At 67.4% G+C, this 25,869-nt stretch carries 27 protein-coding genes, 1 tRNA gene and 1 other RNA gene; 9 read left to right on the top strand and 20 right to left on the bottom strand.

The genetic code is table 11. The annotated features are described in order from the left end of the window. Positions 1-37: 37 nt before the first annotated feature. The 5 genes from ilvC to ABFX18_RS04850 form a co-directional block, all read right to left on the bottom strand. Positions 38-1,054: a ketol-acid reductoisomerase gene (ilvC, locus tag ABFX18_RS04870; protein WP_234037261.1), complete on the bottom strand. Its 1,017-nt coding sequence runs from the start codon at positions 1,052-1,054 to the stop codon at positions 38-40. A 68-nt stretch (positions 1,055-1,122) separates the two neighbouring features. Beyond that, positions 1,123-1,632, bottom strand: coding sequence for an acetolactate synthase small subunit (ilvN, locus tag ABFX18_RS04865; RefSeq protein ID WP_090147814.1), 510 nt, complete (start codon positions 1,630-1,632; stop codon positions 1,123-1,125). A 2-nt stretch (positions 1,633-1,634) separates the two neighbouring features. Then, the gene (locus tag ABFX18_RS04860; protein ID WP_090147812.1) at positions 1,635-3,431 is read right to left on the bottom strand and encodes an acetolactate synthase large subunit; all 1,797 of its coding nucleotides are present in this window, start codon (positions 3,429-3,431) and stop codon (positions 1,635-1,637) included. Positions 3,432-3,509: 78 nt separating this feature from the next. Beyond that, positions 3,510-5,204: a dihydroxy-acid dehydratase gene (gene ilvD, locus ABFX18_RS04855; RefSeq protein WP_090147809.1), complete on the bottom strand. Its 1,695-nt coding sequence runs from the start codon at positions 5,202-5,204 to the stop codon at positions 3,510-3,512. Positions 5,205-5,317: 113 nt separating this feature from the next. Further along, complete coding sequence (locus tag ABFX18_RS04850) at positions 5,318-5,557, bottom strand: hypothetical protein (protein ID WP_090147806.1); 240 nt, start codon at positions 5,555-5,557, stop codon at positions 5,318-5,320. 138 nt (positions 5,558-5,695) lie between these two features. On the opposite strand from ABFX18_RS04850, the gene ABFX18_RS04845 reads away from it, so the two are divergent. The 4 genes from ABFX18_RS04845 to ABFX18_RS04830 all read left to right on the top strand — a co-directional run bounded on the left by ABFX18_RS04845 (position 5,696) and on the right by ABFX18_RS04830 (position 7,404). Next, entirely contained in the window at positions 5,696-5,905 is a 210-nt protein-coding gene (locus tag ABFX18_RS04845) for a hypothetical protein (RefSeq protein WP_211647936.1), read from the top strand. Positions 5,906-6,028: 123 nt separating this feature from the next. Continuing rightward, positions 6,029-6,101 (top strand) — tRNA-Lys (locus ABFX18_RS04840). A gap of 77 nt (positions 6,102-6,178) precedes the next feature. Then, positions 6,179-6,988: an inositol monophosphatase family protein gene (locus tag ABFX18_RS04835; protein WP_346057594.1), complete on the top strand. Its 810-nt coding sequence runs from the start codon at positions 6,179-6,181 to the stop codon at positions 6,986-6,988. Next, the gene (locus ABFX18_RS04830) at positions 6,985-7,404 is read left to right on the top strand and encodes a DUF3054 domain-containing protein (RefSeq protein ID WP_346057593.1); all 420 of its coding nucleotides are present in this window, start codon (positions 6,985-6,987) and stop codon (positions 7,402-7,404) included. The genes ABFX18_RS04835 and ABFX18_RS04830 overlap by 4 nt, the downstream gene beginning before the upstream one ends. Positions 7,405-7,461: 57 nt before the next feature. Here the strand turns inward: ABFX18_RS04830 and gap are convergent, their stop codons facing one another. The 3 genes from gap to ABFX18_RS04815 form a co-directional block, all read right to left on the bottom strand. Continuing rightward, complete coding sequence (gene gap / locus ABFX18_RS04825; protein ID WP_346057592.1) at positions 7,462-8,460, bottom strand: type I glyceraldehyde-3-phosphate dehydrogenase; 999 nt, start codon at positions 8,458-8,460, stop codon at positions 7,462-7,464. Between the two features lie 148 nt (positions 8,461-8,608). Beyond that, positions 8,609-9,550, bottom strand: a complete 942-nt coding sequence (locus ABFX18_RS04820) for a GlxA family transcriptional regulator (protein WP_346057591.1) — start codon at positions 9,548-9,550, stop codon at positions 8,609-8,611. Positions 9,551-9,633: 83 nt separating this feature from the next. Further along, the gene (locus ABFX18_RS04815) at positions 9,634-10,122 is read right to left on the bottom strand and encodes a type III secretion system chaperone family protein (protein WP_346057590.1); all 489 of its coding nucleotides are present in this window, start codon (positions 10,120-10,122) and stop codon (positions 9,634-9,636) included. A 178-nt stretch (positions 10,123-10,300) separates the two neighbouring features. On the opposite strand from ABFX18_RS04815, the gene ABFX18_RS04810 reads away from it, so the two are divergent. The 4 genes from ABFX18_RS04810 to ABFX18_RS04795 all read left to right on the top strand — a co-directional run bounded on the left by ABFX18_RS04810 (position 10,301) and on the right by ABFX18_RS04795 (position 14,158). Continuing rightward, complete coding sequence (locus ABFX18_RS04810) at positions 10,301-10,705, top strand: transcriptional repressor (protein WP_090147790.1); 405 nt, start codon at positions 10,301-10,303, stop codon at positions 10,703-10,705. 181 nt (positions 10,706-10,886) lie between these two features. Further along, positions 10,887-11,891, top strand: coding sequence for a permease (locus tag ABFX18_RS04805; RefSeq protein ID WP_346057589.1), 1,005 nt, complete (start codon positions 10,887-10,889; stop codon positions 11,889-11,891). Beyond that, the gene (locus tag ABFX18_RS04800) at positions 11,881-12,690 is read left to right on the top strand and encodes a TIGR03943 family putative permease subunit (protein ID WP_346057588.1); all 810 of its coding nucleotides are present in this window, start codon (positions 11,881-11,883) and stop codon (positions 12,688-12,690) included. The genes ABFX18_RS04805 and ABFX18_RS04800 overlap by 11 nt, the downstream gene beginning before the upstream one ends. Further along, the gene (locus ABFX18_RS04795) at positions 12,680-14,158 is read left to right on the top strand and encodes a hypothetical protein (protein WP_346057587.1); all 1,479 of its coding nucleotides are present in this window, start codon (positions 12,680-12,682) and stop codon (positions 14,156-14,158) included. Before ABFX18_RS04800 ends, ABFX18_RS04795 begins: the two co-directional genes overlap by 11 nt. Positions 14,159-14,185: 27 nt before the next feature. Here the strand turns inward: ABFX18_RS04795 and ykgO are convergent, their stop codons facing one another. Beyond that, the gene (gene ykgO / locus ABFX18_RS04790) at positions 14,186-14,308 is read right to left on the bottom strand and encodes a type B 50S ribosomal protein L36 (protein WP_346057586.1); all 123 of its coding nucleotides are present in this window, start codon (positions 14,306-14,308) and stop codon (positions 14,186-14,188) included. A gap of 80 nt (positions 14,309-14,388) precedes the next feature. Here ykgO and ABFX18_RS04785 point away from each other — a divergent pair, with 80 nt between their 5' ends. After that, positions 14,389-15,402 (top strand): GTP-binding protein, encoded by a 1,014-nt coding sequence (locus tag ABFX18_RS04785; protein WP_346057585.1) that lies wholly within the window; start codon positions 14,389-14,391, stop codon positions 15,400-15,402. A 2-nt stretch (positions 15,403-15,404) separates the two neighbouring features. On the opposite strand, the gene ABFX18_RS04780 is transcribed toward ABFX18_RS04785, so the two are convergent. From ABFX18_RS04780 to yczR, 11 genes are all read right to left on the bottom strand, one after another. After that, on the bottom strand, positions 15,405-16,031 hold the full coding sequence (locus ABFX18_RS04780) for a copper resistance CopC family protein (RefSeq protein WP_346057584.1): 627 nt from the start codon (positions 16,029-16,031) through the stop codon (positions 15,405-15,407). Further along, positions 16,028-16,771 (bottom strand): YcnI family copper-binding membrane protein, encoded by a 744-nt coding sequence (locus tag ABFX18_RS04775; protein ID WP_346057583.1) that lies wholly within the window; start codon positions 16,769-16,771, stop codon positions 16,028-16,030. The genes ABFX18_RS04780 and ABFX18_RS04775 overlap by 4 nt, the downstream gene beginning before the upstream one ends. 66 nt (positions 16,772-16,837) lie before the next feature. Then, positions 16,838-17,443, bottom strand: coding sequence for a hypothetical protein (locus tag ABFX18_RS04770; protein ID WP_346057582.1), 606 nt, complete (start codon positions 17,441-17,443; stop codon positions 16,838-16,840). Positions 17,444-17,498: 55 nt separating this feature from the next. Then, positions 17,499-18,995: an amino acid permease gene (locus ABFX18_RS04765; RefSeq protein ID WP_346057581.1), complete on the bottom strand. Its 1,497-nt coding sequence runs from the start codon at positions 18,993-18,995 to the stop codon at positions 17,499-17,501. A 254-nt stretch (positions 18,996-19,249) separates the two neighbouring features. Next, positions 19,250-19,622, bottom strand: a transfer-messenger RNA (tmRNA) gene (gene ssrA, locus ABFX18_RS04760). 152 nt (positions 19,623-19,774) lie between these two features. Next, the gene (locus tag ABFX18_RS04755; protein ID WP_336661457.1) at positions 19,775-20,404 is read right to left on the bottom strand and encodes a TetR family transcriptional regulator; all 630 of its coding nucleotides are present in this window, start codon (positions 20,402-20,404) and stop codon (positions 19,775-19,777) included. Next, the gene (gene smpB, locus ABFX18_RS04750) at positions 20,401-20,877 is read right to left on the bottom strand and encodes an SsrA-binding protein SmpB (protein ID WP_090147763.1); all 477 of its coding nucleotides are present in this window, start codon (positions 20,875-20,877) and stop codon (positions 20,401-20,403) included. The genes ABFX18_RS04755 and smpB overlap by 4 nt, the downstream gene beginning before the upstream one ends. A 144-nt stretch (positions 20,878-21,021) precedes the next feature. Beyond that, complete coding sequence (gene ftsX / locus ABFX18_RS04745; protein ID WP_090147760.1) at positions 21,022-21,936, bottom strand: permease-like cell division protein FtsX; 915 nt, start codon at positions 21,934-21,936, stop codon at positions 21,022-21,024. Beyond that, complete coding sequence (gene ftsE, locus ABFX18_RS04740; protein WP_346057580.1) at positions 21,933-23,096, bottom strand: cell division ATP-binding protein FtsE; 1,164 nt, start codon at positions 23,094-23,096, stop codon at positions 21,933-21,935. The genes ftsX and ftsE overlap by 4 nt, the downstream gene beginning before the upstream one ends. 87 nt (positions 23,097-23,183) lie before the next feature. Then, positions 23,184-24,293 (bottom strand): peptide chain release factor 2, encoded by a 1,110-nt coding sequence (gene prfB / locus ABFX18_RS04735; protein ID WP_090147755.1) that lies wholly within the window; start codon positions 24,291-24,293, stop codon positions 23,184-23,186. A gap of 88 nt (positions 24,294-24,381) precedes the next feature. Further along, positions 24,382-25,845 carry a MocR-like transcription factor YczR gene (gene yczR, locus ABFX18_RS04730; RefSeq protein WP_346057579.1) on the bottom strand — a complete coding sequence of 488 codons (1,464 nt, stop codon included), beginning with the start codon at positions 25,843-25,845 and terminating at the stop codon, positions 24,382-24,384. Positions 25,846-25,869 lie beyond the last annotated feature (24 nt).

Raw genomic sequence — 25,869 nt, 5'->3', positions numbered from 1 at the left:
GGAGCGGATCCCGGTGGGCGTTCGGAACTGCGTCGGATCAGCGAGCCGCTGAGCCGTCGACGTAGTCCGAATCCTGCTGCTGCCATGCGAACAGCTTGCGCAGCTCGCCACCGGTCTTCTCGATCGGGTGCGATTCCTCCTTCTTGCGCAGCTCCTGGAACTCGGGGCCGCCCTTGTCCTGGTCCTCGATGAAGCGCTTCGCGAAGGCACCCGACTGGATGTCGGCGAGCACCTCCTGCATGTGCTCCTTGACCTCCGGGCCGATGACGCGCGGGCCCGAGACGTAGTCGCCGAACTCTGCCGTGTCGGAGATCGACCAGCGCTGCTTGGCGATGCCGCCCTCCCACATGAGGTCGACGATGAGCTTCAACTCGTGGAGCACCTCGAAGTACGCGATCTCGGGCTGGTACCCGGCCTCGGTCAGCACCTCGAAGCCGTACTGCACGAGGTGGCTCGTGCCGCCGCAGAGCACCGACTGCTCGCCGAAGAGATCGGTCTCGGTCTCTTCGGTGAACGTCGTCTTGATGACGCCGGCGCGGGTGCCGCCGATCGCTTTCGCGTACGACTTCGCGGTGTCCCATGCGGTGCCCGACGCGTCGACCTCGACGGCGATGATGTCGGGGATACCGCGTCCCGCCTCGAATTCGCGGCGCACCGTGTGGCCGGGAGCCTTCGGAGCGACGAGGATCACGTCGACGCCGGCGGGGGCCTCGATGTACCCGAAGCGGATGTTGAAGCCGTGGGCGAAGGCGAGCGTCTTGCCCTCGGTGAGCTGGTCCTTGATGGATTCGTTGAAGATGGTGCGCTGGTGCTGATCGGGAGCGAGAATCATGATGACATCAGCCCACGCCGCTGCGTCGGCCACGGTCTTGACCGTGAACCCCGCCTCTTCAGCCTTCTGAATCGACTTCGAGCCCTCCTTGAGGGCGATGACGACCTCGACACCCGAGTCGCGAAGGTTCATCGCGTGGGCATGGCCCTGCGAGCCGTAGCCGACGACGGCTACCTTCTTGCCCTGGATGATCGACAGATCGGCGTCGGCGTCGTAGTACATCTCTGCCACTTGGGACTCTCCTTAGTTGTGATGGTTCGTTACAGCTCGTGCGGAAATCGGGTGTTCCGCTAGTTCTTGAAGACGCGCTCGGTGATCGATTTCGATCCGCGACCCATTGCGATCAGTCCCGACTGCGCGATCTCCTTGATGCCGTAGGGCTCGAGCACCTTCAGGAAGGCGTCGATCTTTCCCCGGTCTCCGGTCACCTCGATCGTGAGGGCGTCGGGCACGACGTCCACGACTCGCGCCCGGAAGAGCGTGACTGCTTCGAGTACGTGGGATCGCGACTGGTTGTCGGCGCGCACTTTGATGAGCACGTGCTCGCGCTGCACCGAGGTGGCGCTCTCCAGTTCGACGATCTTGATGACGTTGACCAGCTTGTTGAGCTGCTTCGTCACCTGTTCGAGCAGCACCTCGTCCTGGTCGACGACCACGGTGATGCGCGACAGGCCCTGCATCTCGGTCGGTCCGACCGCGAGGGATTCGATGTTGAAGCTGCGACGGGCGAACAGCCCGGCGACTCGGGTCAGCAGACCCGGCTTGTCCTCGACGAGGAGGCTCAGCACGTGACGGCTCATGGTTACTCCACCTCCCACTCGGGACTGTGTTCGAGGGCGTATTGGATGTCGCTGTTCGAGGTGCCTTGACGCACCATCGGCCACACCATCGCATCCGCACTGACGACGAAATCGATGAGTACGGGGCGGTCGTTCGTCGCGAGGGCGAGCTGGATCGCCTCGTCGATCTGGTCCTCGCGCTCAACGCGGATCGCCAGGCAGCCGTAGGCCTCGCCGAGCTTGACGAAGTCGGGCACGCGCTGGGAGCCGTGACCCGTGTTCAGTTCCGTGTTCGAGTACCGGCCGTCGTAGATCAGCGTCTGCCACTGACGCACCATGCCCAGCGAGGAGTTGTTGATGACGGCGACCTTGATCGGAATGTTGTTCACGACGCAGGTCGCGAGCTCCTGGTTGGTCATCTGAAAGCAGCCGTCGCCGTCGATCGCCCATACGATGCGGTCGGGCTCCGCCACCTTGGCACCCATGGCGGCCGGAACTGCGTACCCCATCGTGCCGGCGCCGCCGGAGTTGAGCCATGCGCCGGGTCGTTCGTACTTGATGAACTGCGCGGCCCACATCTGGTGCTGGCCGACGCCCGCGGCGTAGACCGCCTCGGGTCCGGTGAGCTCTCCGATACGCTCGATCACCAGCTGCGGCGACAGCAGCCCGTCGCTCGTCGGGTGGTGCCCCAACGGGAACTTCTGCTGCAGCCCGCGGAGACGCTCCCACCACGGGCTGATGTTCTCGCACTCGCGGCTCACCTGGGCGGTCGACATCGCGGCGATGAGATCTGCGATCACGTCGGCGGCATCACCGACGATCGGCACATCCGCCGCGCGGATCTTGCCGATCTCCGCGGGATCGATATCCGCGTGGATCACCTTCGCGTCTGGCGCGAAGAGCGCCGCCTTGCCGGTGACCCGGTCATCGAAGCGCGCGCCGAGCGTGATGAGCAGATCGGCTTCCTGCAGTGCGAGCACGGCCGGGACCGTGCCGTGCATGCCGGGCATGCCGAGGTGCTGCGTGTGCGAGTCGGGGAAGGCTCCGCGAGCGGTCAGCGTCGTGACCACCGGAGCGCCCACGAGCTCGACGAGTTGCAGCAGCTCCTCTGAGGCTCCTGCGCGCACGACTCCGCCGCCGACGTAGAACACCGGTCGCTTCGCGTCTGCGATGAGGTCGGCGGCGGCCTGAATCTGCTTGCTGTTGGCCTTGGTGATCGGGCGGTACCCGGGGAGGTCCGCGCGCTCGCCCCAGACGAAGTCGAGCTCGCCCTCCTGCGCATCCTTCGTGATGTCGACGAGCACCGGGCCGGGGCGACCAGTGGATGCCAGGTAATAGGCGGCCGCAATCGCCTCGGGTACGTCTTCGGCGCGCTTCACGAGGAACGAGTGCTTCGTGATCGGCATCGTGATCCCCACGATGTCAGCCTCCTGGAACGCGTCGGTTCCCATGAGGTGCGAGTAGACCTGCCCGGTGATCGCGAGGAGCGGCACCGAGTCCATGTAGGCGTCGGCGATCGCCGTGACGAGGTTCGTCGCACCGGGGCCCGAGGTGGCGATGCAGACGCCGACGGTGTTGCTCGCCGTGGCGTAGCCCTCGGCCGCGTGGCCGCCGCCCTGCTCGTGCCGCACCAGGATGTGGCGAAGCTTCTCCGCGTCCATCAGGGCGTCGTACAGCGGAAGCACCGCGCCACCCGGAAGGCCGAAGACGTCGGAGACGCCGAGCGCTTCCAGGCTGCGGACGACGGCCTGCGCGCCGGTCATCCGTTCGCCGCGTTGAGCCGCATGGGGTGATGGGAGTGCACTCGATTCCGAGTTCATGTCCAGCTTTCGTGATCGGAGGTGATATCGCGGGACGCGGCCGGTATGGCCGACGGCGTGCCGAACTCGTCTACCGGATCAACCGGTGACGGCGCCGTGGGACGCCGACTTGACGAGCTTCGCGTACTTCGCCAGCACACCGCGCGTATACCGCGGGGGAAGCGGGGCCCAGTTTTCTCGTCGGGCCTCAAGCTCTGAGGGATCTACCAGCAGATCGAGCGTTCGTGCGGCGATATCGACCCGAATCAGGTCTCCGTCGCGGACCAGAGCGACCGGACCGCCGTCCGTTGCTTCTGGTGCAATATGGCCGATGCACAGGCCGGTTGTGCCGCCTGAGAATCGTCCGTCCGTCAATAGTAGTACATCTTTGCCGAGGCCCGCGCCCTTGATGGCGGCGGTGATCGCGAGCATCTCGCGCATGCCCGGCCCGCCCTTCGGGCCCTCGTATCGGATGACGACGATGTCGCCCTTGCCGATACGCCCCTCGGTGAGGGCATCCATCGCGGCGCGCTCGCGATCGAAGACCCGCGCCGGCCCCTCGAAGAGCTCGGCGTCGAAACCGGCCGTCTTGACGACGGCGCCTTCCGGGGCCAAGGTGCCGTGGAGGATCGACAGGCCGCCCGTCGCGTGGATCGGATCGTCGAGGTGATGAATCACGGTGCCGTCGACCGGGTCCGGATTCAATTCGGCGAGGTTCTCCGCCATCGTCTTTCCGGTGACGGTGAGCGCGTCACCGTGCAGCAGCCCAGCGTCCAGCAGCGCCTTCAGCACGACGGGCACGCCGCCCTGACGGTCGATGTCCGCCATGACGAACTTGCCGAACGGCTTCATGTCGGCGAGGTGCGGAACCTTCGAGCCGATGCGGTCGAAGTCCTCGAGCGTCAGGTCGACTTCGGCTTCGCGCGCGATCGCGAGGAGGTGGAGCACCGCGTTCGTCGATCCCCCGTACGCCATGAGCAGCGTGATGGCGTTCTCGAACGCGTGCTTCGTCAGAATGTCTCGCGCTGTGATCCCCAAGCGCAGCATGTTGACGACCGCCTCACCCGACCGGTGGGCGAAGTAGTCCCGTCGTCGATCCGCGCTGGGCGGAGCCGCAGAGCCGGGAAGGCTCATGCCGAGCGCCTCCGCGATCGATGCCATCGTGTTGGCCGTGTACATACCGCCGCACGCGCCCTCGCCCGGAGCGATGGCGCACTCGATGCGCTTCAGATCCTCTTCGCTCATCGTGCCGGCCTTGCAAGCGCCGACCGCTTCGAAGGCGTCGATGATCGTGACTTCCTTCTCCGTGCCGTCGGTGAGCTTCACCCAACCGGGAGCGATCGATCCGGCGTAGAGGAACACCGAGGCCAGGTCGAGACGGGCCGCCGCCATCAGCATGCCGGGCAGCGACTTATCGCACCCCGCGAGCAGCACGGATCCGTCGAGCCGCTCCGCCATCATCACGGTCTCGACCGAGTCGGCGATGACCTCGCGTGAGACGAGCGAGAAATGCATGCCTTCGTGGCCCATCGAGATCCCGTCCGAGACCGAGATCGTGCCGAACTGCAGCGGGTACCCACCACCCGAGTGGACGCCCTCTTTGGCGCCCTGAGCGAGGCGATCGAGGCTCAGATTGCAGGGGGTGATCTCGTTCCACGAGCTCGCAATGCCGATCTGGGGCTTGTCCCAGTCCGCATCACCCATGCCCACCGCACGGAGCATTCCCCGGGCCGCGGCCTTCTCGATTCCATCGGTGACGTCGCGGCTCCGCGGCTTCATGTCAATCTCTGCCATAACGCCATTCTAAGGGCTGACGCATGCGCGAACCGGCGCGTTGGCGGGCGGGCTCCGCGGGAACGCGAAAGCGGGGCCGGAGGAGCGCCCTCCGACCCCGCCCGCGGAGCGCGTTACTTGCCGCTGATGGGCAGCAGCGAGAACGGGAGCGCGAAGCCCAGGCTGGCCGCAGCGAGGCCGCCCGCGAACGTCCACAGCTCGGCCGCGCCGAGTTCCGGGTTCACGCCGTAGCTCATGATGACGAACCCGCCCAGCACCAGCACGATCGAGATGACGAATACGATCGCCGTCACAGCGCTCACGGCTCCCTGCGAGCTCTCCTCGAACAGCGCGCCCGTCTCCTGCTTCGCCATACCGGCTTCTCCTTCATCGATCAGTGGTGACCCCGCACGCGCGAAGCCTGTCTCAGCCAGGCTACCGCAACCCCCTCCGCTCCGCGCACCCTCCCACTAGGCTGAAACCGTCATCATCACCGACCGCAGGGAGGCACCGTGTCTATCGGCAAGTACGTCACCAATCCCGGAGTGATCGGCGCCGCGTTCGGCGCCATGAGCACCGCACGCCGCACCGGCTCCATGCGCAAGGACTGGCGCCGCTATCTCGTGTGGGGCGCCTGGCTCGCGGGCCTCGCGCTCGCCATCGCCACCGTTTCCATGCAGGAGCAGGATGCGGAGGAGCAGGCGGGCCGCAAGCATCGCTGAGCCGAACCGGCGCGATCGGGCGGCGACGCGCGCGGGATCCCGCCGTCGATTTGAACGGCCTCTCTCGATCGTGCTAGAGTTTCATCCGTTGCTCAGCGAGGCAAGACCTCGGAACAGCGATATGCGCCTTTAGCTCAGTTGGTAGAGCAGCTGACTCTTAATCAGCGGGTCCACGGTTCGAGCCCGTGAGGGCGCACAGATGGAAAGCCCGGTATCTCATACCGGGCTTTTCGCGTATCTGCCCGGTGGTTCCCGCTCATGGAAGGTGTGTCAATGACCCGAGCGCTCCCCTCTCCCGACCTCGCGTTCGCCCTCGATCTGGCGGACATCGCGGACGGGATATCGCTCCCCCGCTTCCGTGCCGCTGACCTCGCGGTCGACACGAAGCCCGATCGCACATTCGTGACGGATGCGGACACGGCGGTCGAGCGCGCGCTGCGCGCCCGTATCTCCGCCGAACGTCCGGGTGACGGATTTCTCGGCGAGGAATCCGGGCGGGAGGATCGGGGCGAGCGGCGATGGATCATCGACCCCATCGACGGCACATCCAACTTCCTCCGCGGCGTGCCCAACTGGGCCACCCTCATCGCACTCGAGATCGACGGTTCGCCCTCCGTCGGCGTGGTCTCGGCGCCCGCATTCGGCGCTCGATGGTGGGCGGAGACCGGGCACGGAGCCTGGGGCCGGCAGCAGGATGCCGATCCCCGTCGACTGCAGGTGTCAGCCGTCGCAGAGCTCGAGCACGCGTCCCTCAGCTTTCAGAGCATCGAGCAGTGGGATCTCGCCGGGTACCTGGATCCGCTCATCGCGCTCAGTCGAGCGGTCTGGCGGGACCGGGCGTACGGCGATATGTGGTCGTACATGCTGCTGGCCGAAGGCCTCGTCGACATCGTCGCCGAGTTCGACGTGAAGCCCTACGATCTTGCTGCGCTCGTGCCCATCGTGCGCGAGGCCGGTGGGCGATTCACCGACATCGAGGGCGCTGAGAGCGCCTGGAACGGCAGCTCGCTCGCCACGAACGGTCGCCTGCACGGCGCGGTGCTGGATCTCCTCGAGCGCTCGCGAACGGAGTCGCAGTCATGAGCTCGTCGGCCCGAGAGCCAACCGAGCGCTCCGCTTCGAAGCCACTCCGCTCAGCCGCCCTGGCGCTCGGAATCGATCTCGCGCTCGTTCTGCTCTTCGCCGGAATCGGCCGGAGCAGTCACGAGCGGGCGGCGACCGTGCTCGGACTCCTCGATACGGCGTGGCCCTTCATCATCGGTCTCGGCGTCTCGTGGCTCGCCGCACGAGTCGCTCGGCACCCGATGGCGATCATCAGGGCCGGCCTTCCGATCTGGGTCGGCTCCGTCGTCATCGGCATGCTGGTGCGAGCGGCCACCGGTGCGGGCACCGCCGTCCCGTTCGTCATCGTCGCCACCATCACTCTCGGCGTCTTCCTCATCGGCTGGCGCGCGATCGCAGCGCTCGTGATGCGCCTCCGCACTCGCACAGCGGCGTGAGCACGGCACTGGCCCCTCTTGAATGAACGGGAGGGGCCAGTGCGAGTGCTCTTCGACTCAGTCGGCGAGCGTCGCGAGCACCTGAGCGGCGCGGTTCGAGAATCCCCACTCGTTGTCGTACCAGGCGGTCACCTTGACGTGCTTCCCGTCGGCGTACGTGAGCTCGGAATCGAAGATGGAGCTGTGCGGGTTCCCGACGATATCGGAGGAGACCAGCGGCTCCTCCGAGTATTCGAGCACCCCGGCCAGTGGTCCGTCGGCCGCGGCGCGGTATGCGGCGAGAACTTCATCCCGCGTCACCTCCCGAGACACCACCGCGGTGAGCTCGACGATCGAGCCGACCGGAACGGGTACGCGGAGCGAGCCTCCGACGAGCTTGCCGTCGAGCTGGGGCAGCACCTGGCCGATCGCGGTCGCGGCCCCGGTCGAGGTCGGCACGATGTTCAGGGCGGCGGCGCGGGCGCGGCGCAGATCGGAGTGCGGCGCATCCTGCAGACGCTGGTCGGCGGTGTAGGCGTGCACGGTCATCATCGTGCCCCACTCGATGCCGGCGAGCTCGTCGAGCACCTTCGCGAGCGGTGCGAGCGCGTTCGTGGTGCACGATGCGTTCGAGACGATGTGGTGCTGCTCGGGATCGTAGAGGTCGTCGTTGACGCCGACGACGAGTGTCAGGTCGGCGCCCTTCGCGGGAGCGCTCACGAGCACGCGCTTCGCTCCGGCCTCGATGTGCTTCCTCGCATCGGCCGCCTTCGTGAAGAAACCGGTCGATTCGAGCACGACGTCGACCTGCAGCTCGGCCCACGGCAGTTTCGCGGGGTCGCGCTCGCCCAGAATCTCGATGCGGCGGTCGCCGACCACGAGCGTCGTGCCGTCGACCGACACCGGCTGCTCGAGCTTGCCGTAGAGCGAATCGCGGGAGAGCAGATGCGCCAGGGTCGGAGCGTCTGTGAGGTCGTTGATGGCGACGACCTCGAGGTCGTTCTGCTGCTGCAGCAGAGCGCGCAGGACGCCCCGGCCGATTCGTCCGAATCCGTTGATGACTACCCGACGGGTCATGGGTTCTTCGATCTCCTTCGCAATGATGTGCATGGTGGTCTGATTCCAGACTGGTACGTGAGCGGCGCTCACGCCAGTGGCCGCATTGCCATCATTCGAACGAATCCTGCCAGGATCTCGCAGCCGCGGAACACGGGCGCGAGCCGCATCATCCCGACTGCGAGAACGTGCGCCGATACGCGGTCGGAGCCGTGCCGAGCACCTGTCGGAAGTGCCGGCGCAGGTTCGTCGCGGAGCCCAGTCCGACGGCGGCCGAGATCGCGTCGACGCCGAGTTCCGTCTCCTCGAGGAGCTCCCGCGCGCGATCCACCCGGGCGCGCATCACCCACTGCATCGGCGTATAGCCGGTCTCATCGAGGAACCGTCGGGAGAAGGTGCGCTCCGACACGCGTGCGTGCTGGGAGAGACGGGCGATCGTCAACGGCTCGTCGAGGTGACGGAGCGCCCACTCCCGCGTCTGCGTGAACCGCTCGCCGATCGACTCCGGCACGCTGTGCGGGAGGTACTGCGCCTGACCACCGCTGCGGTAGGGAGCGGCGACGAGTCGCCGAGCCGCATGATTCGCGACCGCCATGCCGGATTCGCGGCGCAGCAGGTGGAGACAGAGATCGATTCCAGAAGCGGCCCCCGCTGAGGTCAGCACCGAGCCCTCGTCGACGAACAGCACCCGGTCGTCGACGCGCACCTTCGGGAACTGCTCGGCGAGGCGCCGCGCGTAGTGCCAGTGCGTCGTCGCCCGCCGACCGTCGAGCAACCCCGTGGCGGCGAGCGCGAACGCTCCGGTGGAGATCGCTGCGAGAATGGCGCCGCGATCATGTGCGGCGCCGAGCGCCGTGATGAGCGCCGCCGGCGGCGGCTCACGGTCGGGAAACCGGTATCCCGGCACGAAGATCAGATCGGCGGTCGCAAGCGACTCCAAGCCGTGCTCGACGTGATAGGAGAGACCGTCTCCCCCGGTGATCAACCCCGGCCTGACGCCGCATACATCAACCGTGAACGGCATGCTGGCACGGTGCGTGAAGACTTGCGCGGGGATTCCGACGTCCATCGGCTTGGCGCCCCCGAGCACGACGACCGCGACCCGCTTCATGGGTGCCAGCCTACCGGGAGGCCGCATCGCGCCGCTCTCACTCCGAGACGTCGCACGGCCGGCAGCAATAGCCTCTGGCGCGGTCAGTGCTGGGCCAGGTGACGCGCCCACGCTTCCGGAAACGCGTCGTTGAGGGTCGAGAAGAACGCCATGCTCGTACCGACTGCGCAACGGAGGTGCTGTGCGAGTTGCTCGTCGGTGACGCCGGGATCGTGATCGACCGTGTGCTCGGCGTTCAGCCGGAGCGACCCGTCGTCGTCGCGCCCGACGAACGTCTTCGGCCAGAGCCTGTCGGCATTCCACAGGTTGCAGAGCTCGAGCGCGCGGGCGTACTCCGACGCTCCGAGGCGTCCGCGCCAGTAGCCTCGCACGCAGAGCAGTGCGTCGGCTTCATCGTCGACGAGGAAGAAGAAGGACCCGTACTCCCAGCCCCCGCGGATGTCGCCCTCGTCGTCGACGGTGTACCGCCACCCGATGGATTCGAGGACTGCTGCGACCCGCTCCTTCGTCAGCCGTGCCAGCACCGCGTCGTCACCTGCGACTGCAGCGGTCCCCTCACCGGAGTACTCCATCTCGAGCGCTCCTTTCCGGTCGTTCGTCCAGATTATCCGGCGCGAGCGGCTCCCGAAAGCGCAATGCCGAGCACGCGATCCTGTTTCTTCTCCGACGCACGCGTTCGCTCGCGGGAGAACCCCGGTCAGGGCGCCGCTGCTACCATCGGGAGCGTCCACCGAACTCTGGAGCCGCATCGTGACCACCATCCGCACTCGGCGTACCGCGCAGGGCACCGCGGTGCGTACGGCGCTCGAATCCATGGCCGGGTTCATCTCGGCGCAGGAGCTGCACCGGCGGCTCGCCGACGGGGGCTCGAAGATCGGCATCGCTACCGTGTACCGGCAGCTCAACACCCTGGTCGAGAATCAGGAGGCCGACGCGATCTCGACCCCCGATGGGCAGTTGTATCGGGCCTGCGAGGATCCGCAGACGCACCATCACCACATGGTCTGCACGAGCTGCGGCACGACGATCGAGATCGAGCCGCCTGACGAAGCATGGTTCACCTCCGTGGCCCGTACCCACGATTTCGAGATCCACTCCCACACGCTCGAGGTGTTCGGCATCTGCGCTGCATGCCGCGCCGCGTCCTCGCAGTGAGACCGGATCGGGTCGGTGTCCGACGATGACCCCGCAGGGGACGGAGCTGCCCCGACACGCGAGCACCGGTCAGGACCGCGCAGAGCCCCGCTTCTATACTGAGAACGATTATCGGCCCGGCGCTTCGAGATTCCCCCTCGTCTCCTGCGGCCGCATCGGCTCGGATCGGATCGGAGACAGTATGGAGGCGGTGAGGCACCGCTCGCGCGCCTTCGCACTCGCCGGTCTCGCAGCACTCACACTGCTCGCAGTCGTCGCACTGCGCGCAGCCACGCATCACGCGGGCGAGGCCCTCGCGCTGCCCGCCGCCCTCGCCGATTTCGTCGCGCTGTCGCTCAGCGTCTTCATCGAGTCCCTCCCGTTCGTCTTCCTCGGAATCCTGCTCTCCACCGTCGTGCAGGTGTGCGTGCCCCAATCGGTCATCGACCGGGTGCTCCCGCGGCGACCGGCCCTGAGACGCGCGGTGCTCTCGGTCACCGGGGTACTCCTCCCGGTCTGCGAATGCGGCAATGTTCCCCTCGCACGCGGGCTCATGATGCGCGGCTTCACGGTGTCGGAGGCGGCGACCTTCTTGCTCGCTGCTCCGATCCTGAACCCGGTCACCATCATCACGACCTACCACGCCTTCGGGTGGAGCGACGGAATTCTGGCGGCACGCGTGATCGGCGGGTTCGCGATCGCGAACCTCGCCGGATGGCTGCTCAGCCGCTCGGCGAGTCAAGCAGCACTGCTCACCGACGATTTTCGCACGCACTGCGAGCACGCGCACGAACGCCGACCCGGCGACCGGGTGCAGCGCAGCCTCGTCGGCGTCGCTGAGGAGACGAGTGCCCTGATGCCCGCGCTCATCATCGGATCGGCGCTGGCGGGAGCGATCCAGGTCGGCGCCCCTCGCGATCTGCTGGTCGCGCTCGGGGCCCACCCGCTCTGGTCGGTACTCGCCCTGGTGCTGCTCGCTTTCATCATCTCGATCTGCTCGAGTGTCGATGCGTTCTTCATCCTGTCGCTCAGCGCCACGTTCCTCCCCGGCAGTATCGTCGCCTTCCTCCTCTTCGGAGCGATGATGGATGTGAAGATGCTCGCGCTGCTGCGCACCACGTTCACCGTCCGCGCGCTCGCACTGCTCACGAGCCTCGTGGCACTCTGCTGCCTGGTCATCGGTTGGGGTCTGAACCTTGTCGCGTGAGCAGTTCGATCGGCACTGGCGGGGTCTCGTGCTCAGCGGCCTGGGAATCGCGGCGATCATGTGGCTCGCATCAACCGGACGCCTGGGCTGGTACGTGCATCCACGGTACTTCTGGTTCACCGTCACCATCTGCGGGATCGCGGCGATCGCACTGTGCGCAGCCGTGCCCGTGCTGCATCGCGCCTCTCGTGCGGCGCGCACGAAAGAGCGCGAGCACGAGCACCACCACGACCACGAGCACGACCACGGACCCGATGCGCCCCCAGCCCGAGCGCGTCGCTCTCCCGTGCAGCGTGCGCTCCCGACGATCGGTGCCGCACTGCTCATCGCGTCGACCGCAGCGGCGCTGCTCATCGCACCCCCGACGACGCTCTCCGTCGCAGCTGCCCAGCAACGCCAGGTCAACTCCGGGAGCGGCCCGGCCGACGGCTCCCCGGTCACCGGAGAGGACGCGGATCGCGACGCGCGAGACTGGGCGATGCTGCTGCGCCAGGGCGGTGGAGCAGAGGCCCAGGGACGCACGGCGAACTTCATCGGATTCGTGCTTCCCGGCGCCGACGAGCCGGGCGACGTGTTCTTCGCAGCGCGCTTCGTGGTGTCGTGCTGCGCCGTCGACGCGCAGCCGCTCGGCGTACCCGTGCTCATGCCCGGCTGGGAGCGGGATCACCGCGAGGGAACCTGGGTGCAGGTCGAGGGCGTCTTCGTCGCGAACCCGGATGTGGCGAGCGACCAACCCGTCGTCCTGCGCCCGTTCAGCGTGACGCCGATCGATGAACCGGAAGATCCGTATGTCTACTGAGCGCCGGGCGGACCGGCGCATGCGGATATCGAGGATCACCGTCTTCGCGATCCTCGGCCTGCTCGCCGCCGGTCTCGCCGGAGCGAATCTGGTGCAGCCTCCGCGCCTCAAAGCACTCGATGCGAACACGGCGCTGCTCGTCTCCCGAACGGACCAGCGCGTGCAACTGCATCTGAGCCAGCCGATCGACGCCGTCGCCCCAGATGCGGTCTCCGTCACCCCGGCGACCCCTGTCGACGTCACCTCGGATGGCAGTTCGCTCACGATCCGATTTCTCGAGATGCTCGACACGGGAACGGAGTACCGCATCGAAGCCCGGGTACGGGGCGCGGCGACCGGCAGCGACGGCGTGATCACGGCACCGGTGCGCACCCCTGATCCTGCGACGTACACGGTGAACCGATCGGATGCAGGCGATCGGCTGCTCGAGCACCGCCTGCAGAACCCGGGCGCGACGCGCGCCGTCCTCACCGCGCCGCGGATACAGGAGTATGCACACACCGCAGCAGGTCTCGCCGTGGTCTCCCGCGACGAGACCGGGCGGGCCGCTCTCTCGATCCATTCGGAGACCGGCGGTGGTGCCGAGACGGGGAGCTTCACGGACCCCGATCCGTTCCGCATCATGTCTGCGGGGCACCTCGGTCAGCTCCGCAGCGAATCGAACAGCGGAGTGATCGGAGTCGTCGCCTCGGGCGTCGGCGACGACAGCACCGAATACGACCGCACCCTGCTCGTGATCGACCCGGCCACCGTCATCGTCTCGACCGTGACCGACGTCGATGGAGCAGCGATACCCGTCCGCGACTGGCGGTTCATCCCCGGCACGACGTCGCTCGTGTTCCAGAGCCCGGATGGACGACTGTTCGGCTGGGAAGCGGTACCCGAACCCCGCGTCTTCGATCTCGGGCTCGCGGCAGATCTGCTCGACTTCATCCCCGGCACCACGACGCTCGCCGTCGCACGCGACTCCGGCGCGGCACTCGTCGACCTCTCGGGAGCGGTGACGGGCACGCTCGATGCGCCCCTCTCGCCCACCCCTATCGAGCCCCCGGAGGCATCCGAGGGCTCGGACCCCTCCGCTGTGCTCGCCGTCAGCTCCGACTCGACGCTCGCTCGACTCGCCCCGTCGGGGGCCGAGACTCACGCGACCTCGGAGAATGTCGACCACCGCTCGGCGGGCTCTCCGCTCGGCGACGGCTCGCTCGCCGTCGGCGGCAGCGTGGAGGTGCAGGAGGACGGGAAGGCGCGCACGATCTTCACCCCCGCTGCCCAGTCGACCCGGATCGGGCGCGTATGCCTCTCCCCCAACGCAGAGTTCGCGGCGATCGAGACGGTCTCGGCGGGCGGCACCTCGGACGGTACGCCAGTGGCGCTCGGCTTCACCCACACGACCACGAACTACGTGCGCATCGACTCCGGCGAAACGGTGCGCTCCGCGATCGGCGGCCTCAGCGATTGGTGCGATTGAACCGCGGAGGCGTCGCCGCCCAGGCAGTCAGCCCTGGCGCACCTCGTAGCGCGGATTGAGGGTGTTGATGACGTACACGCGGCCGCGTCGGCGTACGACCTGAGCTCCGGGTTGCCGCTGCAATGACTTGAGTGAAGCTCGAACCTTCATCGGATGCTCCTCGAATGTTAATGATAAGAATTATCACTATAGTTGATCGTGGGCGCTCGGCGCCGTCACGAGAGGAACCCATGGAGACCATCGAAATCACGGCCGTCGTCGGCGCGTGCGCACCGGAGCGCCGCGCCTTCGCGCAACGACGCGCGACGCAGATCGGCGCACCCCTGCTCACCGCGGCGCGGCTCTCCGCGAGCGCGGATCCCGCGCTCGAGGCCGTCACCGTCGCACCTTGGTTCGGGTCGTCGGGAGCCGTGGTGATCGAACTGCCGGCCGACGTGCGCGCGACCGACGTGATGCGCGCGTTCTCCGAGGACTCCGAACGAATCCGTCTGACGCATCTCATCTGCGTCGTCGACGCAGCCCACCTCCTCACCGACGTGATGCGCGACGACTACCTGCCGCAACGGGGCGACGCGCTCTTCGTCGCGCGGGCGGAACTGCTCATCACTCAGATGGAGCACGCGTCGCAGATCGTGCTCGTGAACTGGGAGTCGCAGGCGACAGCGCAGCTGGCCGCCCTCATGGCACTCGTCCACCACCTCGCCCCCCGGGCTCGCCTGCGACTGCAGCAAGACGGTTCCGACCCGATCGCCCCGCCCACCGCGCTCTCACGATCGCAAGATCGGGCCGGCTGGATCGCGGTGCTGAACGATGAACTCGACCCGTACATGACGGACGCGCGGGTCACGGCATTCCGATACACGCACGAACGGCCGCTGCACGCCGGCCGCCTGCAGGCGCTGCTCGACCATCGCATCGAGCCCGGCGAATTCGGCTTCGTCGTGCGCTCTGCCGGATTCTGCCGCCTGGCCAGTCGACCCCGAACCATCGCGAGCTGGGACCACGTCGGCCGAGTGATCTCGTTCGAACCGATCGGAGCCGGCGGGATCAGTCCTGCCGCCGAACTCCTCGCGATCGGCCAAGACCTGGCGTTCATCGGACTCGACCTCGACATCGCTGGGATCACCGCGGCGCTCGACGCGGTCGCCCTGACGGATGTCGAATTCTCGGCGGGGCCGGAAGCCTGGCTTCGACTTCCGGACCCCTTTCCCGAGTGGGCCACCGCGGAGGAGTCACCGGGGTAGCGTCAGGGTTCCGACCGCGGTCGTCGCAGAATGATGAAGGCCGCAGCGGCTACGGCGATCACGGCGAATCCGCCGACTCCGACTCCGATCCAGAGTCCGCTCACCGGGCTGCGGGTCTCGTCTGACCGGGACTCCTCGGCGGCATCCCCGGCGCCCGCTCCATCGGGGCCGGGCTCGACACCGGGGCTCGCGGCAACGGCTCCGCCGCAGAGCGGGGTCACCGATCCCGCCCCCTCAGCGACACCGCCCCCGGGCGCATACGTGAACGAGGAGTTCTCGGCGATCGGGTGGCCGTCGGACGACACCACCCGCCACTGCACCTCGTACTCGCCCGGGGCGCCGAGCTCGACCGGCGCCGATACGACGGGACCGGCGAGCGTGGGGCAACCGGTCTCGTAATAGCGCCCATCCGGGCCGATGACCCGCACCAGGTTGCTGTTCTCGAGTCCGAGCGGCGCATTGTTGAACTGCAGCGCGATCTCCTCGAGCGCATCGACCGATGCCCCGTCGACCGGGTCGGCGCTCACCAGCTGATCATGCGCGTTCGCCGCAGTCGAGACCAGCGGGAGGGCGGCGAGCGCCAGCAGGGCGCCCGCCGTTCCTGCCAGAGCCTTGCGCGTGAGGGTCACGCCGATGCCTTCCGCGTCCGTGAGAGCGCGACCGCCCCGAGCAGCACGCCACCGGCGGCGATCACGAGCGCAGCGATGCTCAGTCCGAGGGTGACCCCGCCCGCGTCAGCTGAGACTTCCGGGGCTTCCGCGGCGGCACCGGCGGCAGCGTCCTGGTCGCCCGAGCCGGCATGATGATCGTCGGCCGGAGGCGCATCGTTGACCCGGAGCACGGGCGCTGGGTCGAGGGTATCGTCTTCCTCGATCTGCTCCGGAGTCGCGGCCCATTCAACCACTGTGCCATCGCTGTACGTCTGGGTGACGGGGATCGCGATGCTCCCCGTGTCGGCGACGGGGCCGACCGAGAGCGTGAACATCTGCACCTGCCCGGGCGCGATCCCTGCGCCTTCCGCCGTGTACACGACCTCGGTCGGCGCCTCGCTCACCTCGTTTCCGAGCACATCGACGGGCTCTGGCAGCGTCTCTTCCGTGACCTCGGCCGCCCATCCTGCGACGGGCTGATACGAGACGTGCGTGAACGGCGTGTCTTTCGGCAGGTGGAATTCGAGCTTCGTGGTGCTCGCCGTATCCGATTCGGTCGGAGCCCGGAAGGTGAGGTACGACCATCCTCCCGCTTCGACCTGATCGGGGGTGACCGTGACGTGGGCGGAGGCCGCGAGGGGCGCCGCGATCGCGAGAAGCGCTCCTGCGCCAATGCCGACGGCCGCGCGCGTGAATTTCTGGGTACGGGTGTGCTGCATGAGATGATCTCCGTTTGACTGCGTGCGGGCGTGACGACGTCGCGCCCGCGATGAAGGTGGGTGGGGTCAGGCCGCGCGCGGCGGACCCCTCCGTCGCATCTCAGTCAGGCTGGTCAGGCGCGGGGCGATGAAGCGCCACGCCGCCAGCACGGGCCGAGGATCGCCCTCGGGTCTGGGGGACCAGTCGAACAGCGCGGCGACGCGCTGCAGCCTCGCAAGGCCGAGAATCGCGACGAGCGCGCGTTCGCCGACGCCGATCGCCAGCACGGTCAGCACTGCGGCGCACGCGTGGGCGATCCACATCGCGTGGCCTCCGTGCTCGAGGTGCACTGCGGCTTCCGCACCGCCGAACGGCAGGACCTGGGCAGACTGGACGAGCTCGTGCTGATGCCCACCGGCTCCGAGTGCGAAGGATCCACCGCCGAGCCCGAGGCTCAGCAGACCGTGGAAGGCGAACTGGCTCGCTCCGACTGCGAGCGCGAGCCGCGTCCACGAGAGCCTGCGGCCGGCGAGCGCGATGCAGACGGGCGCCGAGAAGACCAGGGCGAGCAGCAACCCGAGCACCGGAACGGAGCCGCCATCAGCCACCGCGTGCGAGAAGACCGCGATGAACGACGCAATCGCCGCGACGACGAGCCCCCGGCTCGTCCGTTCGGCTCGCGATGACGTCACACTCTGATCCTACCTCGGCGTCACCGCAGCGGAGGAACGAGGCGGGCGCGGGGTATCACGGACGCCCGGCCCGCCACTCCACTGCCGACCGCCGCTCCTGAGCCGCCTTCGCGATGTGATCCGCACGCAGCCGCGCATGCTCCGGGTTCTTGCGCAACAGGAGATATCCGATCCCCACGACGATGAACCACACCGGCGTGGCGATGAGCCCGATCAGCGTCTCGGGATCCTGCGTGAACGCCCACAGCAGGAAGACGAAGAACGCCATCACCACGTACGGCATCGATCGGCCGAGGGGCATCCTGAACGCGCTCGCCGCGTGCTCGTGCGGACGACGACGGCGATAGACCAGATAACTGATGAGGATCATCGTCCACACGAACATGAAGCAGAGCGACGAAATGGTCGTGACCACTGAGAACCCGGCCGATTTGTCGAGCCCGGTGAGCAGCAGCACCAACGAGCTCAGCAGCAGCACGCCGGTCAAGAACAGCGCGTTGCGCGGCACCTTCGCGCGCGTCAGCTTGGCGAACACCCGCGGCGCATCGCCGCTCGTCGCAAGGGTGTACACCATGCGCGAGGTCGAGTAGATGCCCGAGTTCGCCGACGAGGCCGCCGACGTGAGCACGATGAGGTTCACGAGATGCGCCGCCGCACCGATGCCTGCCAGCGAGAAGAGCATGACGAAGGGTGATTCGTCTTTGCTGAACGCGACCCAGGGCACGACCGAGATGAGCACGACGAGCGATCCGACGTAGAAGAGCAGGATGCGGATCGGAATCGCCTTGACCGCCTTGGGCAGGTTCTGCTCCGGATTGCGCGTCTCGGCCGCGGCGGTGCCGACGAGCTCGACGCCGACGAAAGCGAAGACCGCGATCTGGAACCCCATGATGAACCCCATGAACCCGCCGCCGAAGAAGCCGCCGCCGATGGTGAAGAGGTTCATGAGCGACGCGGTCCCCTCGATCGTCTCGCCCGTGTGGGTGTCCGTGTACTGGTTCGTGAAGCCCGTCGCGATGAGCACGATGCCGGCGATGATGAGCGCGACGATCGCCACGATCTTGACCATCGCGAACCAGAACTCCGTCTCGCCGAATCCGCGCACCGACGGCAGATTGAGGAGCATCAGCAGCACGATGACGGCGACCGCCGGAATCCAGGTCGGCAATACGGGCAACCAGTACTTCACGTAGACGGAGGCGATGACGATGACATCGGCGACACCCGTCACGACCCAGCAGAACCAATACGTCCAGCCGAGGAAGAAGGCCGCTGCCGGCCCGAGGATGTCTCCGGCGAAATCGGCGAAGTTGCGGTAGTCGGTGCGGCTCAGGAGGAGCTCGCCCATCGCCCGCATCACGAAGTACAGCATGAAGCCGATGATCATGTATACGAGCACGACGGACGGACCGGCCACCGAGATCGTCTTCCCGGACCCCATGAAGAGCCCGGTGCCGATCGCTCCGCCGATGGCGATGAGCTGAATGTGCCGGTTGCTGAGGGCCCGCTCGAGCCCGTGTTCGCGAGGGAGCTGCGCCCCAGATTTCAACATGTCCCGCTGCATTCCTCTCCTGCGCCGCCTCGATGCGGCATCGGGCTCAGAGCCCCCGATCCACCGTATCGCGTCTTCCGCGCAGGAGCGCACCGCACCCGCTGGGCGGGATGCGGCGGGCGCGTGCACCCGGTGCTACCCGGCGCAGGCGATGCAGTCGTCGACCCGAGCGCGCTCCGAGGATCGGGGCGGACGAGCCACGCGTGCTGCGTCGAGCATCGAACTCGACACCCCAGTGCATGATGCGAACGTATCGGTGGAGCCGCGGGGAATTGAACCCCGGTCCACTTCGACGATTCCGTGCCTTCTACGAGCGTAGTTCGTGAAAACGTTCTACTCGGCCCCGCACTTTGCCACGAACACCTAGTGCGACAGGCCCAGCCTCAGAAAAAGTCCCGATACGCCCTGAGACTCGACGTACCAGCAAGCTTCCTAGATGACGCCAGAAAAACGGGGCGGAAGCTCACCCGATCTGACGGACTCGGTCTCGTGCTTAGGCAGCGAGAGCGAAGTCGGTGCGCTTAACGTTGGCACCTATGGTTTGCGAAGGGCGTTTACGAGATAACTCCGCGTCCTCGGCCCGCTTCTCACAGTCTCAAAATCGACGTGTCGAAACCGATCGGCCCCGTAGGTGCACCGGAATACCGGTGCGGTCGGGACGTTCGCATCATGCACTGTGGACTTGTCAGTTCCGGCGCGAAGGCCGGTTCTACCGGTGGATCACCGGAACGTCCAGTCTACCAGCTCGGGCGACGCGGGGCGAGTCTCTCCCCCTTCACTCATTCCGCTCGCAGCGCACGCGGGTCGACACCGAGGCTCCACCCGGCGACGTCGGCCACGAAGTGCCGGAACGCGGGATGCTCGAAGGGTGACGCGTTGTTCGCATAGACGCCGATCGCGTCGACCGCCATGTAGATGCGGGTGCTCGCCCCGACCGGGTCGGTCGTCTGGAATGCACCGGACGCGACTCCCGCCTCGATCAGCGCGACCATCCGCGCCCGGTCGAGGGATTCCTGCTCGTCGATGGCGACGGCGAGGTTCGGAACCGCCCGCGCGAGGTGCCTCGCATTGAGCCAGAGACGGCACAGCTCGACGGCCTCCGGGCTCTCGGCTCGCCGAACGAACCCTGACATCTGCGCCAGCGGCGCATCTTCCTCGCCGAACAGCCAATCGCGCTCGGCCGTCACCGCGAGCACGAACGCTTCGATGACGAGGACCTCGACGGCGGAGAAGTAGTGGCTGATCAAGCCGGGACGAACCCCGAGCGGCTCGGCTACCGCGCGGAGTGTCACGCGCTCGAGTCCGTCGCGGCGGGCGATGGCGGCGGCCTCCGCGAGAATCTCGGCCCGACGCACCTCGGCCGACTTGCGCACCCGCGACGGGGAAGCATCGCCTCCCACGCGCGTCACTCGCCCATGCGGTTGCGCTGGCGCATGGCGCGTTCGGCTTCGCGCTTGTCCTGCTGCTCGCGCAGCGTCTGCCGCTTGTCGTACTCGCGCTTACCGCGAGCGAGCGCGACCTCGACCTTCGCGCGGCCGTCCAGGAAGTACATCTTCAGGGGGACGATCGTCATGCCGCCCTCTCGCGTCTTCTGCCACAGCTTGTCGATCTCCTGCCGATGCAGCAGCAGCTTCCGCTTGCGGCGCGGCGCGTGATTCGTCCACGAACCGTTCAGATACTCGGGAATGTACGCGGCATCGAGCCACGCCTCACCGTTCTCGATGAAGACGTATCCGTCGACGAGCGAGGCGCGCCCCATGCGGAGGGACTTCACCTCACTGCCGGTGAGCACCATTCCAGCCTCGTAGGTGTCGAGGATCTGGTATTCGTGCCGAGCCTTCTTGTTCGAGGCGATCAGCTTCTCGCCGGTCTCCTTGGGCATGGCGCATCCTCTCTCTCGCGCGGCCGGACCTCCCAGCATAGCGCGATGCGCACCGGCAGTACGCAGGCGATCCGCGTTCTGCGAGGCCGCACGCGGGCGCGGCAGGGTGCGGAACGCGGATCGCTGCGCCGATCTCCGGCTTGCCTACACCCGCAAGTAGCGGGTGATCGCAATCTTCGCGGCGATGGCAGAGAGCACCACGCCGACGAGTATGAGTATCGGCGGCACCACGAGAGATTGCTCGACCGTGATGTAGCTCGTGAACGGCACCTCGGTCGCCAGGAATCCTTGGACGAAGAACTTCACGATCGCGACGGATGCGGCGCTCGCGAGCACCGCGCCGATGAGTGCGGCGATGATGCCCTCCAATATGAAGGGCGTTTGTATGAACCGGTTCGAGGCGCCGACGAGGCGCATGATGCCGATCTCCCGGCGGCGCGAATACGCCGACAGCCGGATCGTGGTCGAGATGAGGAGCATCGCGGCGATGAGCATGAGACCGGCGATGGCGATGGCGGTGTAGCTCGCGACGCCGAGGAACAGGAAGATGCGATCCAGCAGACTGCGCTGATCCGAGACGCTCTGCACGCCGGGGATGCCGGCGAAGGTCTCCTGGATGATGTCCGAGCGCGACGGATCCTTCAGTTTGATCCAGAACGTCTGGTTCAGCTGCTCCGGTCTCGTGATCTCGACGATCGGGTTGCCCTCGAACTGCTTCGTGAACTCCTCGTACGCCTGATCGTGATCGACGAAGAACGAATCGTCGATATAGGGAGCGAGCGTGTCGGAATCGAGCGCGGCCTGCACGGCGGCGATCTCCTCCTCCCCGGCATCCGTCCCCGAGCACGTCGCACTCTGGTCGTAGTCGGTGCACAGGTAGACCGCGACCTGAGCGCGGTCGAACCAGAACGTCTTCATCTGCTGGATCTGCAGCTGCATCAGAATCGCTGCACCCACGAACGTGAGTGATACGAAGGTGACGAGCACTACCGAGATCACCACGGAGAGGTTGCGACGGAAGCCGCTCCAGACCTCTCCCAGTACCAGTCCCACCCTCATCGCACGGGCCCCACATCTGTCTGGTCGTCGTCTGGTCGTTTCAACCCGAGGCGTTCGGCGAGGCTCCCGGTCTCCGCCATCTGCACGGGGTCGAGGGGCTGGGCCGGCTCGAGGAAGCTCGGGATGGCGCGACCGTGCGGGCCGTCCGCGTGCACCGTCTCATCGATGTCGTCGTCATCCGCGTCATCGTCGCCGAACGGGTGGGGCTCCTCGAATACCGAGGCCTCCTTCGGGCGCTCCGCGGGCGGAGCGACGGGATCGTGCCGCTCCTCGACCTCCGGATCGGGGGCTGCCGCCGCGACGACCTCTGCGGCGGCGTCGACGAGTGCTGGATCGCGTTCCGCGCTGCCCTGCACCGCCGCCGACCGCGCGGCCTCGTCGAGCATTTTGGGCGCGAGTGCTGCACGCACCACGGCCTCGGAGGTGCGCAGCACCTGCACGCTCGCGTCTGAAAGATCTGCGATGGGGATGGAAGCGGTCTCGCCGTAACCGCCGCCCACTTCGTCGCGCACGACGACGCCCTGCGAGAGCTCGACGACGCGCTGCTGCATGATGTCGACGAAGGTCGCTTCGTGCGTCGCCATGACGACCGTGGTGCCAGCGGCGTTGATCGCGCGCAGGAGCTGCATGATCCCGAGGCTGGTCGCGGGGTCGAGGTTGCCCGTCGGCTCGTCCGCCATGAGGATCGCCGGCTTGTTCACGATGGCGCGGGCGATGGCGACGCGTTGCTGCTCGCCGCCGGAGAGCTCGTGCGGGAACCGCTTCGCCTTATTGGCGAGACCGACCATCTCGAGCGTGTCGGGTACCGCCTCCTGAATGAAGCCGCGCGACTTGCCGATGACCTGCAGCGTGAAGGCGACGTTGTCGTAGACGGTCTTGTTCGTGAGCAGACGGAAGTCTTGGAAGACGGTGCCGAGATTGCGGCGGAAGTACGGGACTTTGCGCGAGGAGATCTTGCTGAGGTCCTGCCCCAGCACGTGGATCTTCCCGGCACTCGGCTGATCCTCGCGCAGGATCAACCGCAAGCAGCTGGATTTCCCAGAACCGGAGGCGCCGACGATGAAGACGAACTCGCCGCGGTCGACCCTGAGGTCGATACCGTCGAGCGCGGGTTTCGCGGTGCCCCGGTATTTCTTGGTGACGTTCTCGAAGAGGATCATGACGAGACGACTGTACGCCCTGACGCCCGGGGCGATGCTGAGGCGCGCTGGTGCGGCCTCGCTTCGGGTGAACTCCCAGTCGCGGTCTCAGTCGTTCTTGGAGAGCGAGCGCCACCGGATTCCCGCAGCGATGAAACCGTCGAGATCGCCGTTGAAGACGGCCTCCGGCTGCGAGGCCTCGTGCCCCGTGCGCAGATCTTTGACGAGCTGCTGCCCGTACAGGAAGTAGGAGCGGATCTGGTCGCCCCAGCTCGCCGTGATGCTGCCCGCGAGTTCTTTCTTCTTCGCGGCCTCCTGCTCACGCTGCAGCAGGAGCAGTCGCGTCTGGAGCACGCGCATGGCGGCGGCGCGGTTCTGGATCTGTGACTTCTCGTTCTGCATCGAGACGACGATGCCGGAGGGGATGTGCGTGATGCGCACGGCGGAGTCCGTGGTGTTGACCGACTGGCCGCCCGGGCCCGAGGATCGGTAGACGTCGACGCGGATGTCGCTCTCGGGCACCTCGACCTCCGTCGCCTCCTCGAGCAGCGGAATGACCTCGACGCCCGCGAAGCTCGTCTGGCGCTTGTCGGCCGAGCCGAACGGGCTGATGCGGGCGAGGCGATGGGTGCCGGCCTCGACCGAGATCGTGCCGAAGGCGTACGGCGCGTCGATCTCGAAGGTCGCGGATTTGATGCCGGCACCCTCCGCGTACGAGGTGTCGAGCACCTTCGTCGGGTAGTCGTGCTGCTCGGCCCAGCGCAGGTACATGCGCAGCAGCATCTCGGCGAAATCAGTGGCGTCGTCGCCGCCGGCGCCGGAGCGGATCGTGACGACTGCGGCGCGCTCGTCGTATTCGCCCGAGAGCATCGTCTGCACCTCGAGATCCTGGATGACCTTCTCGAGCGCGACGAGCTCCGCCGCGGCCTCCGCCGCCGAATCAGCATCGTCGGCCTCCTCGGCGAGTTCGATGAGCACCTCGAGGTCGTCGAGGCGCTGCTCGACGCTCCGCACGCGCTTCACCCGCGCCTGGCGATGGGAGAGGCCGCTCGTCACCTTCTGAGCGGCTGCGGGATCGTCCCAGAGGTCTGGGGCCGCGGCCTGCTCCTCGAGCTCAGCGATCTCCCGATCGAGCTTGGGCAGATCCAGCACCGCAGCGATGTCTGCGTACGTCGAGCGGAGTGCGCGGATGCGGGCGGAGAAGTCGAGATCGAGCATGGTGCTCAAGCTTACTCGCCGGATCGCCGACGCCGGTGGTCGCAGTTCTGCGCGGCTGAGGATCCGGGGGCCGGTATTCGGGCTCGAGTCAGATCACAGCCTCCGTGAACGGCCGCGCCGCCGCCCCGCCCGCCCCGCTGCGCCACGCGCGCGAGAGACGATCCACCGCCTCATCGAGCGTCGCCTCCGGCGCCGAGAACGGCAGGCGCACGAACCGTTCGAACGTGCCCGGGCTCCCGAAACGCGGGCCTGGCGGCAGATGCAGATCGAGCTCGGCCGCGGCTCGACTCAACCGGGAGCTCGCGCGCTCACCAATGTCGACCCAGACGCAGACTCCGCCCACCGCCGGCGAGGGCGTCCACTCCGGAACGCGTTCCGCCAGCCGTTCGACGAGGAACCGATGGCGGGCTGTGAGCTGGTGAGACCGTTCGACGAGGATGTCGTCGTACTGCTCGAGCGCGTGGAGTGCGAGCACCTGCTCCCACGTTCCGGTGCCGAGGTCCCCGATGCGGCGCGCCGCTTCCAGGCGTCCGATCAGATCGGGAGCAGCCCGAATCCAGCCCACGCGCATGCCTCCCCAGACCGTCTTTCCGACCGACCCAACCGTGAGAATCGCATCGTGATGATGCTCCTGCTCGGCATGCGCCGCGAACGGGACGATGGGCACCGGCTCCCCCAGCGAGAGTTCAGCGGTGGTCTCGTCGGCGATGATGTACGCACCCTGACCGGCGAGCGCGGTGATCAAGCGCGACTTCAGCCCGACCGGCATGCGGAGACCGGTCGGGTTGTGGTGATCCGGAATGAGATAGGCGAGTTTCGGCGACGTGCGCTCTGCGATCTCCAGCATGCTCGACGCGTCGTACCCGCCGTGCGAGCCGATGCCGCCTCCACCGACCGGCAGCTCGGCGAGCAGCGCACCCGTCGCCGCGATCGCCTCTCTGGCGTGCGGATAGCTGGGCGATTCGACGAGGCTGCGATCCCCGCGTCGCAGCAGGGTGCGGGCGATCAGGAAGATGGCGTGCTGCGCGCCCAGTGTCACCATGATCTGCTCCGGCGTCGTGGGGAGGCCGCGCGCGGTGTACCGTTCCGCCAGCGAGGCGCGCAGCTCCGGGAGCCCGAGTGTGTCGTAGCCGATGAGCCGAAATGCGGCAGCGTGCTCCGTCGCGGCGCGCGCATTGAGTTCCGCGAGCCCACTCCACGGCTCGGGGCACGCGCTCGACAGGTCGATTCCGCCGATCGTGCCAGCCCAGAGTCCCTCCCGCGTCGTTCCGCTACCGCGCACGACGGTGCCGGAGCCGCGCCGCGAGCGCACGACCGCGGTCTCGCGCAAGCGCTGGTACGCCGCGGCCACCGTGGTGCGGCTCACCCCGAGCGACTCCGCGAGCGGGCGTTCGGCCGGCAGCGTGGTGCCCGGCACGATGCGGCCGTCGCGCACGAGCAGCGTCACGCTGTCGGCCAGTTCGAGGTAGCCGTGCCCCGCCCCGCGCCAGCGTCCGAGCAACTCGGTCAGTCGGCGCGCGCTGAGGCGCTGCCCGGTCCACATCTCGTTCATGAGGCCACGCTATGCGAATTGGCC

Source organism: Leucobacter alluvii, assembly GCF_039530485.1.
In the GTDB taxonomy this organism is placed as follows: Bacteria; Actinomycetota; Actinomycetes; order Actinomycetales; family Microbacteriaceae; genus Leucobacter; species Leucobacter alluvii.
This window is presented reverse-complemented; position numbering and strand designations above follow the sequence as displayed.

Excerpts from the sequence above, each read along its gene's own strand:
- ilvC (WP_234037261.1), bottom strand. The coding sequence starts at position 1,054 with ATGTACTACGACGCCGACGCCGATCTGTCGATCATCCAGGGCAAGAAG.
- ilvN (WP_090147814.1), bottom strand. The coding sequence starts at position 1,632 with ATGAGCCGTCACGTGCTGAGCCTCCTCGTCGAGGACAAGCCGGGTCTG.
- ABFX18_RS04860 (WP_090147812.1), bottom strand. The coding sequence starts at position 3,431 with ATGAACTCGGAATCGAGTGCACTCCCATCACCCCATGCGGCTCAACGC.
- ilvD (WP_090147809.1), bottom strand. The coding sequence starts at position 5,204 with ATGGCAGAGATTGACATGAAGCCGCGGAGCCGCGACGTCACCGATGGA.
- ABFX18_RS04850 (WP_090147806.1), bottom strand. The coding sequence starts at position 5,557 with ATGGCGAAGCAGGAGACGGGCGCGCTGTTCGAGGAGAGCTCGCAGGGA.
- ABFX18_RS04835 (WP_346057594.1), top strand. The coding sequence starts at position 6,179 with ATGACCCGAGCGCTCCCCTCTCCCGACCTCGCGTTCGCCCTCGATCTG.
- ABFX18_RS04830 (WP_346057593.1), top strand. The coding sequence starts at position 6,985 with ATGAGCTCGTCGGCCCGAGAGCCAACCGAGCGCTCCGCTTCGAAGCCA.
- gap (WP_346057592.1), bottom strand. The coding sequence starts at position 8,460 with ATGACCCGTCGGGTAGTCATCAACGGATTCGGACGAATCGGCCGGGGC.
- ABFX18_RS04820 (WP_346057591.1), bottom strand. The coding sequence starts at position 9,550 with ATGAAGCGGGTCGCGGTCGTCGTGCTCGGGGGCGCCAAGCCGATGGAC.
- ABFX18_RS04815 (WP_346057590.1), bottom strand. The coding sequence starts at position 10,122 with ATGGAGTACTCCGGTGAGGGGACCGCTGCAGTCGCAGGTGACGACGCG.
- ABFX18_RS04805 (WP_346057589.1), top strand. The coding sequence starts at position 10,887 with ATGGAGGCGGTGAGGCACCGCTCGCGCGCCTTCGCACTCGCCGGTCTC.
- ABFX18_RS04795 (WP_346057587.1), top strand. The coding sequence starts at position 12,680 with ATGTCTACTGAGCGCCGGGCGGACCGGCGCATGCGGATATCGAGGATC.
- ykgO (WP_346057586.1), bottom strand. The coding sequence starts at position 14,308 with ATGAAGGTTCGAGCTTCACTCAAGTCATTGCAGCGGCAACCCGGAGCT.
- ABFX18_RS04785 (WP_346057585.1), top strand. The coding sequence starts at position 14,389 with ATGGAGACCATCGAAATCACGGCCGTCGTCGGCGCGTGCGCACCGGAG.
- ABFX18_RS04775 (WP_346057583.1), bottom strand. The coding sequence starts at position 16,771 with ATGCAGCACACCCGTACCCAGAAATTCACGCGCGCGGCCGTCGGCATT.
- ABFX18_RS04765 (WP_346057581.1), bottom strand. The coding sequence starts at position 18,995 with ATGTTGAAATCTGGGGCGCAGCTCCCTCGCGAACACGGGCTCGAGCGG.
- smpB (WP_090147763.1), bottom strand. The coding sequence starts at position 20,877 with ATGCCCAAGGAGACCGGCGAGAAGCTGATCGCCTCGAACAAGAAGGCT.
- ftsX (WP_090147760.1), bottom strand. The coding sequence starts at position 21,936 with ATGAGGGTGGGACTGGTACTGGGAGAGGTCTGGAGCGGCTTCCGTCGC.
- ftsE (WP_346057580.1), bottom strand. The coding sequence starts at position 23,096 with ATGATCCTCTTCGAGAACGTCACCAAGAAATACCGGGGCACCGCGAAA.
- prfB (WP_090147755.1), bottom strand. The coding sequence starts at position 24,293 with ATGCTCGATCTCGACTTCTCCGCCCGCATCCGCGCACTCCGCTCGACG.
- yczR (WP_346057579.1), bottom strand. The coding sequence starts at position 25,845 with ATGAACGAGATGTGGACCGGGCAGCGCCTCAGCGCGCGCCGACTGACC.